Below are 7,637 nucleotides of genomic sequence, written 5' to 3' on the forward strand. Positions count from 1 at the left end.
AGCGGTAGCACGCCCAGTGCCTTACTCCGGGGGCAGCCGCGAACCTGGCCCTGCCCGGGCCCCAGGCCGCCTCGTAGTGGTGGAGCGCAGTGGAACCGGATCCAGATGCCGCGCAGCGGCAACGCGCCCGGGCCTCACCTCGGGGGCTCTCACGAACCTGGCCCTGCACCGGCTTCCGGGCCGCCCCGGCGCCGGTGAAGCGCAGTGGAACCGGATCCCGGCGCCGCGCAGCGGCAGCGCGCCCGGGCCTCACTCCGGCCGGGGGCCCTCACGAACCTGGCCTCGCCCCGGCCCTGGGCCGCTTCGGTAGTGGTGGAGCGCAGTGGAACCGGATCCTGGTGCCGCGTAGCGGTAGCGCGCCCGGGCCCACTCCGGGGGTAGCCGCGAACCTGGCCCCGTTCCCGGACTCTGGGCCGCCTCGGCGGCGGTGGGGCGAAGGCGGCTCGCAACCCGCTGCGTCTGGTGAAGCGCAGTGGAACCGGATTCCGGCGCCGCATAGCGGTAGCGCGCCCGGGCCTCACTCCCGGGGTTCCCACGAACCTGGCCCCACCCCCGACCTCGGCCCGCCTCGGCGGCGGTGGAGCGCAGCGGAGCCGCAACCTCGCTGCGTCACCGGTGGAGCGCAGCGGAGCCGGAACCCCCTCGGTGCCGCGCAGCGGCAACGCCCCCCCGCCTTCCGCCCCCCGACGGAGCGAAGCGGAGGAGAATCACTCCGCCTCCTCCCCGATGGGGGCTTTGCCCGGACGCGGGCCCGACCCCGGCGCGGGCCCGACTCCGACGCGGGCCCGACCCCGGCGCGGGCCCGACTCCGACGCGGGCCCGACCCCGGCGCGGCTCACCTGCCGGCCCTCACGACCATGGCCGCGCCTGGGCGGGGGCCGGGTTCGTGGCCGGAGGCGGAGTGGCTTCTCCTCCGCTGCGCTCCGTCGGGGGCGGAAGGGGGGCGTTGCCGCTGCGCGGCGCCGGGTTGCGGCTCCGCTGCGCTCCACCGGTGACGCAGCGAGGTTGCGGCTCCGCTGCGCTCCACCGCCGCCGCCGTCGTGCTCGGCCGTCGTCTGCTCCGCTGCTCCGCTGCCCCCGTCGTGCTCGGCCGTCGTCTGCTCCGCTGCTCCGTGCTCCGCGACCACCCGCTTTGCTCCGCCCCGGCGCCGCCGCCACCCGCCGTGCTCCGCCGCCGCTTCCGCCGACGCCCCCGCCGCGTTTCCGGTGTCCGCTGTGGCTCTCTGGTTGGGGGTTGTGGTCACGTATTGTGACGGGGATGGGTGGTGGTGTTGTGGGGCTTCGGGAGATGAAGCGGGCTCGGTTGGTGGGGGCTATTTCGGATGCCGCCATCGGGCTCTTTGTGGCTCGGGGGTTCGATGCGGTGTCGGTTGCCGAGGTTGCGGCCGTGGCGGAGGTGTCCAAGCCGACGCTTTTTCGGTACTTCCCGACCAAGGAAGACCTTGTGCTGCATCGGTTCGCCGATCATCAGGACGAGGCCGGGCGGGTCGTGGCGGGGCGGGCGGCGGGTGTTTCTCCGCTGACGGCGTTGCGCCTGCACTTTGTGGCCGGGCTGGAGCGGTTCGATCCGGTGACCGGGCTTTGTGACGCGCCGGAGGTGTTGGCCTTTCATCGGCTGTTGTACGGGACGCCGAGTCTGGTGGCCCGGCTGCTCGCGTATACCGATCGCGCCGAACACGCGCTGGCTGATGCGCTGGGCGGGCCGGATCCGTTGGAGGCGCTGTTGGCGGCCGGGCAGATCGTCACCGTCCAGCGCATTCTGGCGCGGGAGAACTGGCGCCGGATCGCGCAGGGGGAACGGGCGGCGGCACTGCTTCCGGAGGCCCGTGCGGCGGCCGAGGGGGCGTTCGATCGGCTGGCCGGAGGGTTGACCCGACTGGCAAGTGTTACTGAGTAACGTATTTAACTGGGTTGCATTATCCTGGGGGCATGACGTCTCTCGATGCCGAACTCGTCAGCGAGCGCTCCCACCACGAGACCTGCCGCGCGGTGATGGCCGCGATGGTCGAGGGCGCGGCCGAACACGTCGTCACCGGCGAGGACGTCTCGGCGTCCGGCGCCGACGCCGAGGCGTTGGGCTACACGTTGCGCAGCCGGGCCCGGGAGATGGCCGAACTCCCGGAGACGCCGCTGTTCTTCGGCCGACTCGACTTCGCCGAGTCCGGGGCGGCCGGTGAGCACCGGGGCGGTCGATACCACATCGGGCGGCGTCGGATCGGCATCGATCCGACCGTGCCGCCGCTGGTCGTCGACTGGCGCGCGCCGATCTCGCGGGCCTTCTACCGCGCGAGTGCCCGCGACCCGCAGGGGTTGCGGTCCGGCGCCGCTTCGGCTGGGCGCCGCGTAGCGCCGGCGCCGCCGAGGACCTGACCAGCTTCGAGGACGAACACCTGGACGCCCGCCCCGACCCGGGGGACGGCGATCCCGCGAGCGCGCCCGGCACAATCCTGGCCGGCGAGCTCAACCGGCCCCGCGTCGGGCCGATGCGCGACATCGTCGCCACGATCCAGCCCGAACAGGACGACCTGGTCCGCCGGGCCCTGACCGCGTCCATCTGCGTCCAGGGCGCGCCCGGCACCGGCAAGACCGCCGTCGGCCTGCACCGTGCGGCCTTTCTTCTGTACACCCACCCCCGGCGCATCCAACGCGGCGGGCTGCTGATCGTCGGGCCGAACCGGGCGTTCCTGCACTACATCTCCGAGGTGCTGCCCGCGCTCGGCGAGACCGGGATCCGCCAGGCCACGATCGACGACGAGGTCGGCCGGCATACGATCCGGGCCCGGGACGAACCGGCCGCCGAGGTGGTCAAGCACGACGCGCGCATGGCGATCGTGCTGCGCCGCGCGCTGTACGCCCGGGTCACCGCGCCGACCGAGCCGGTGGTGATCCCGGACGGCTCCTACCGGCGCCGCATCCCGCTCGACGAGCTGGCCCGCATCGTCGAACAGGTGCGCGCCGAGGACACCCCCTACGAGGTCGGCCGGGAGCGGGTCCGGGCCCGCGCGGTGCGGGTGCTGCAACTGCAGGCCGAGCGCAACTCCGGGCCGCCGACGGGGGAATGGCTGCGCCGGATGGGCCGGGCCAGGGGCCTCGCCGCCTTCGTCGACGGCTCTTGGCCGAAGGTCGGACCCGAGCAGGTGCTGGCCGAACTGCTGACCGACCCGGACGCCCTGGCGCGGGCCGCCGACGGCGTGCTCACCCCCGCCGAGCAGCACGCCATCCGCTGGACCGGCCCGCCGCGCGCGGCCAAGAGCGCCCGCTGGTCCGCCGCCGACCTGGTGCTGCTCGATGAGGTCGCCGGGCTGATCGAGCGGCCGGATACCTACGGCCACGTTGTCGTTGACGAGGCCCAGGACCTGTCCCCGATGCAGTGCCGCGCCCTGGCGCGGCGGATCGGCTCCGGCTCGGTGACCGTGCTCGGCGACCTGGCCCAGGGCACCACCCCCTGGGCCGCGCGCACCTGGCCCGACCTGCTCGCCCACCTGGGCCGCCCCGACGCCGAGGTGGCCCCGTTGACCGTCGGCTTCCGCGTCCCGGCGGTGATCGTTGACCTGGCCAACCGACTCCTGGCCGCCCTGGACGTGGACGTACCGGCGGCCCGATCGTTGCGCCGGGACGGCGAGTTGACCATCCGTGAGGTCGCCGACCCGGAGCCCGCCACGGTCGCGGCCGTACGTGCCGCGCTCGCCCGCGAGGGCTCGATCGGGGTGATCGCCGCCGACACCGGGACCGAGGCGCTGCGCGCGGCCCTGACCGCCGCCGGCATCGCCACGACCACCGCCGACGCACCGGACCCGACCGGCGTCGTCCGGGTGACCGTATTGCCCGCCACGCTGGCCAAGGGCCTGGAGTACGACCACGTCGTGGTGGTCGAGCCGGCCGCGATCGTGGCCGCCGAGGCACGCGGCGCGGGCCGGCTGTACGTGGTGCTGACCCGGGCCGTGTCGCGACTGGACATCGTGCACGCCCAACCGCTGCCCCGGGTGCTGCGGGCCGCCCTGGAGTGACACACGGTGGCCGCGGCCCGCCACCCGTTCGCGGTAGCCGGGCGGGCGGTGCGTGGGCGGCCAACCTAGCGTGTGGGAGGGAACCGTCCCCGGACACGGCCGGTGATCGACCCGGGAGGCCACGATGTCGGGCGCGACGCACGAGGTGCCGGTGATGATCGCCGGCGACGCGATCGGACACGTCGGCGGTGGCGCCCGGACCTGGCGATATCGGCTCTGGCGGCATCTGCGCGCCCACGATGTGCGGCTCGACCTGGTCGGCTCCGACGACCCCCTCGACGACATCCGGGCCGAGGTCGCCGAGCATCGGCCGGACTATCTGCTGGTCCTGCTCGGCGTCGACGAACTGCGCCGGCCGGCGATCGACCCGGGCCGCTTCGAGGCCGACCTGCGGGCCTCCATCGCCGACGCTCGCCGCGCCAATCCGAACCTGCGGATCGTGCTCGGCCACGTCCTGCCCACGCACCATGCGGGCCCCGACCCGGAGTTCGCCGCCCGCGCGGCCGGCTACAACGCGCGCATCGACGCGATCGCCGCCGACCTGGACACCGACGACTCGCCGATCGTGGTGGCCGGCACGGACGCCGAGTTCGATGCGGGCGACCACACCGCCGACGGCCTGCACCCCAACCCGGCGGGCGAGGTCCGCATCGCGGCGGCCTTCGCCGATGCCCTCGCCGACCGCTTCCACCTGGGCGCCCACTACCCGCGCCCCTTCCCCCGAGCGGCCGGCGGCGCCACGGGTCCGCGCCCCCACCTCGACCGGGCCGACCACGACCCGGAGTAGGGCCCTCGACGGGCCGCCCACGAACGCCCGCGCCGCAGCCCCGTCCGCCCCCGACGGCTCAGCGCCACTCCGCCGGTCGGGGGATCAATCGCGCGAAAACCGTGTCGCCGCGCCGCCGCGTCGGGTTCGCTGCCCAGCCTTCGCTGGGTGAGCGAGTACACGACCACCGTCGGCCCCCCGCTCCCGAGCCGGGTGCGACACGATCCGCGCCGGCCCGAACGGGGTGCTCCGGCGGCACCGGCCCGGTTCGCGTCCCGCGCGCTGCCCTGGCTGGTCGCAGGGTGCGCGTGCGCGCTTTACGCGGCGCACGGGGTGCGGCGCCAGCACCGGCTGGAGACCACCGGATTCGACCTGGGCATCTTCGAGCAGGTGGTGCGGTCCTACGCACACGGCCGCGCCCCCGTGGCCGACCTCAAGGGGGCCGGATACAACGTGTTCGGCGACCACTTCCACCCGATCCTGGCCCTGCTCGCGCCGGTGTACCGGATCTTCCCCGCCGCCGAGACGCTGCTGGTCGCGCAGGCCCTGCTGGTCGGGCTGTCCGTACTGCCCGTGACCCGGGCCGCGGTGCGGCGCTGCGGGGTCGCCGGCGGCACCGCGCTGGGCGTGGCGTACGCCCTGTCGTGGGGCCTGCAGAGCCTGCTTCGCTTCGACTTCCACGAGGTCGCGTTCGCGGTGCCGCTGCTTGCCTTCGCGCTCGCGGCGCTGATCGAGGGGCGCCTGCGGGCGGCGGTGGCCTGGTCGGTGCCGCTGGTCCTGGTCAAGGAGGACCTCGGCGTGACGGTCGCGGTGGTCGGCCTGCTGGTCGCCCATCGCGCGGCGCACGCGCACTCGCACTCGCACTCGCACGCGCACTCGCACTCGCACTCGCCCGAGCCGGATCGGGCGGCCGTGCGGTACGGGTTCGCCCTGGCCGGGTTCGGACTGGTCGTCGCGGCGCTCGTGGTGGGCGTGGTGTTGCCGGCCGCGAATCCGGACGGCGGTTATCCGTACTGGGATTCGTTCACCGGCGGGCCGGCGGACACCCCGGGTCCGGGCGCCCGGGTCGAGCAGCAACTGCACACGGTATGGCTGCTGTTGCTCGTGACGGGCGGTGCGGCGCTGTGCTCGCCGGTGGCGCTGGTCGCGCTGCCGACACTGGGTTGGCGGTTCCTGTCCGACGTACCGCTGCACTGGGGCACACACTTCCACTACAGCGCGACGCTGATGCCGGTGCTGTTCCTCGCGTTGCTCGACGCCTGGCCGCGGTTGCGCGCCGCGCGGCGGTGGGTCGTCCGGGGCCATGCCCGGGTGTTGCCGGTGGGTTGCCTGCTCGTGGCGGTGCTGCTGGTCCGCGACTTCCCGTTCCGGGAGCTGCCGCACGCCGCCTTCTGGCGCGGCGACCCGCGTTATGCGGCGGCGCGGCGCATGGTCGACCTGGTGCCCGAGGGCGTGCCGGTATCGGCGACCAACCACCTGGTGCCGCAGTTGACTTCGCGGAACGTGGTGTCGCTGCTCCCGGATCCGCGGATCCGTCCCCGATGGGTGGTCGCGGACACCTGGGTGGCCGGGTTTCCGGTGTCGGTGGCGGAACAGAACGCCTATCTGGGCCGGTTGCTTGCCGCCGGGTGCGAACAGGTGGGCGCGGAACTGGGCTTCGTGGTGCTGCGTTGCGATCCACCGGGACCGGCGCCGGCGGCCGGCATCGGGGGCGTGCGCGCCTACAGGGCGGGCACGAGGGTGAAGTAGCGGTCGAGTACGGCCCGGTCGCCGGTCGCGGTCAGGCGGTGCGCCGGGATGCGCTGCCACAGGAACAACATCAGGTCCGAGGCGGTGCCGGCCAGTTCGACGTCGGCGGTGCCCGGGGCGTCGAGGTGGACCACATCGCCGTCGAAGCGCACGGACCACGCCTCCGGGCCGTCCGTACGCCGGAATCGCAGGTGTTCCCCGGCTCCCGGCGCGGCCTCCCTCCGCTCTCGTCGGGCCGGCGCCATCACCTCGAAGTTCTGCCGGATCGCGTCGACGGCCAATTCGGCCGCGATCGGCGCGGCGGGGCCGAGGGCATTCTCGGCGTCCCAGCGGTGCACCGCCGCCTCGATGGTCTGCATGCGCACCCAGAAGTCGACGGTCTGCTCCTCGGACCAGGTCCAGACCGCGGTCTCGCCGGGGGTGTCCGCGAACGCCGCGGCCAACGCGCTCGCGCCGTCGGCGAACCAGTCGACCAGGCCGACCGGCAGCGGCCCGGGGGTGGGCGCCTTGCCGGGGGTCGGCCAGCCGTCGCGCTCGTCGGGTAGGTGGTACACCGACGCGTCGGAGTGCTCCGGGATCGCGGTGAGCCGGCCTGCCACCACCGCCGTCACGAGGCGATGCACGGCGCCGAGGTGGCCGACCAGATCGGTGACGGTCCACTCCGGACAGGACGGCACGAACGGGGCCTCCCCCGCACCCACAACCCGCCGCACGGCGATCTCGAAGGCCCGCACCTCGTGCCGAAAATACGCGAGACGATCCATCGCACCATTATCGTCCGATGGCCGCGCGGCCCAGCGCCCACCACATCGACCGCGCCCAGCCCCCGAGCACGTCGCGCCGACCCACGCGCCCGCCGCCAAGTCCCACCCACCCCCAACCGGTCGCGCCGCCCCACGCACCCCGCAGCCAGGGTGCGCATCGCTTCCGAGGGGTTGCGTCAACCCATGTGCCCCGCCGCCAAGGCGCACCCGCCCCCTGAGTGGTGGCGCCGACCTGCGCGCCGCTGCCAGGGTGCGCCTCGCCCCCGAGCCGCCCCCTCCCCCGAGGGGTTGCGTCGACCCGCGTGCCCTGCTGCCAAGGCGCGCCCGTCCCCGACCGGTTGCGCCGACCCG

The 7,637-nt window shown here is 74.5% G+C and carries 4 protein-coding genes and 1 pseudogene; 4 read left to right on the forward strand and 1 reads right to left on the reverse strand.

The window, feature by feature from the left end:
• Nucleotides 1-1,258: 1,258 nt before the first annotated feature.
• From ACFXKZ_RS27190 to ACFXKZ_RS27205, 4 genes and pseudogenes are all read left to right on the forward strand, one after another.
• Nucleotides 1,259-1,897 carry a TetR family transcriptional regulator gene (locus tag ACFXKZ_RS27190; protein WP_380003635.1) on the forward strand — a complete coding sequence of 213 codons (639 nt, stop codon included), beginning with the start codon at nt 1,259-1,261 and terminating at the stop codon, nt 1,895-1,897.
• A gap of 32 nt (nt 1,898-1,929) precedes the next feature.
• Nucleotides 1,930-4,007, forward strand: a pseudogene (locus tag ACFXKZ_RS27195) (HelD family protein).
• Between the two features lie 124 nt (nt 4,008-4,131).
• The gene (locus ACFXKZ_RS27200; protein ID WP_380003638.1) at nt 4,132-4,794 is read left to right on the forward strand and encodes an SGNH/GDSL hydrolase family protein; all 663 of its coding nucleotides are present in this window, start codon (nt 4,132-4,134) and stop codon (nt 4,792-4,794) included.
• A 147-nt stretch (nt 4,795-4,941) separates the two neighbouring features.
• Nucleotides 4,942-6,522 (forward strand): DUF2079 domain-containing protein, encoded by a 1,581-nt coding sequence (locus ACFXKZ_RS27205; protein WP_380003640.1) that lies wholly within the window; start codon nt 4,942-4,944, stop codon nt 6,520-6,522.
• Here the strand turns inward: ACFXKZ_RS27205 and ACFXKZ_RS27210 are convergent.
• Entirely contained in the window at nt 6,495-7,286 is a 792-nt protein-coding gene (locus ACFXKZ_RS27210) for a maleylpyruvate isomerase family mycothiol-dependent enzyme (protein WP_380003641.1), read from the reverse strand. The genes ACFXKZ_RS27205 and ACFXKZ_RS27210 overlap by 28 nt on opposite strands.
• Between the last annotated feature and the right edge of the window lie 351 nt (nt 7,287-7,637).

The sequence above is a fragment of the Embleya sp. NPDC059237 genome, from assembly GCF_042754105.1.
In the GTDB taxonomy this organism is placed as follows: domain Bacteria; phylum Actinomycetota; class Actinomycetes; order Streptomycetales; family Streptomycetaceae; genus Embleya.

What these genes read in the sequence shown, in the direction of transcription:
- ACFXKZ_RS27210 (WP_380003641.1), bottom strand. Translation starts at nt 7,286, where the DNA reads ATGGATCGTCTCGCGTATTTTCGGCACGAGGTGCGGGCCTTCGAGATC.
- ACFXKZ_RS27190 (WP_380003635.1), top strand. Translation starts at nt 1,259, where the DNA reads ATGGGTGGTGGTGTTGTGGGGCTTCGGGAGATGAAGCGGGCTCGGTTG.
- ACFXKZ_RS27200 (WP_380003638.1), top strand. Translation starts at nt 4,132, where the DNA reads ATGTCGGGCGCGACGCACGAGGTGCCGGTGATGATCGCCGGCGACGCG.